Annotated in this window: 1 pseudogene; it reads right to left on the minus strand. The window is 57.0% G+C overall.

Annotation, left to right across the window (positions count from 1 at the left end):
• Positions 1 to 393, minus strand: a pseudogene (locus tag RNB18_RS53305) (hypothetical protein); the annotation flags it as partial.

Consider the following 393-nt stretch of genomic DNA (forward strand, 5'->3'; position numbering starts at 1 on the left):
ACATGGTGGTGTGCATCGTCAAGGTGCTCACGCGCATTGTCTTCATGATCGCGATCATCTTCGGGAACTGGACCAGCAGCTTCGGCATGATCGAGTCCAGCTCGTCCATGTTCTCCACCATGACCTGCAAACTGTCGTCGAGCTTGTCCACACCGTCCATGGCGTCGAAGATCGACCTCAGCGACCAGCAGATCGGGATGTCGAAACAGTGTGGCTCCCAGTAGAAGTAATTCTTCAACGGTCGCAAGAAGTCGTCGAGGTTGGAGATCCCGGCATTCATGTCGTCGGTGACCTGCTTGAGGTTCTCCAACGTGAGCACCGTCGAGTGGAGTTCGTCGGACATCTTCTGGGTCAGCCCGATCACCTGCTGCAGCACCGCGACCGAACGCGCCT

Source organism: Streptomyces doebereineriae (assembly GCF_031845645.1).
Classification (GTDB): Bacteria; Actinomycetota; Actinomycetes; order Streptomycetales; family Streptomycetaceae; genus Streptomyces; species Streptomyces canus.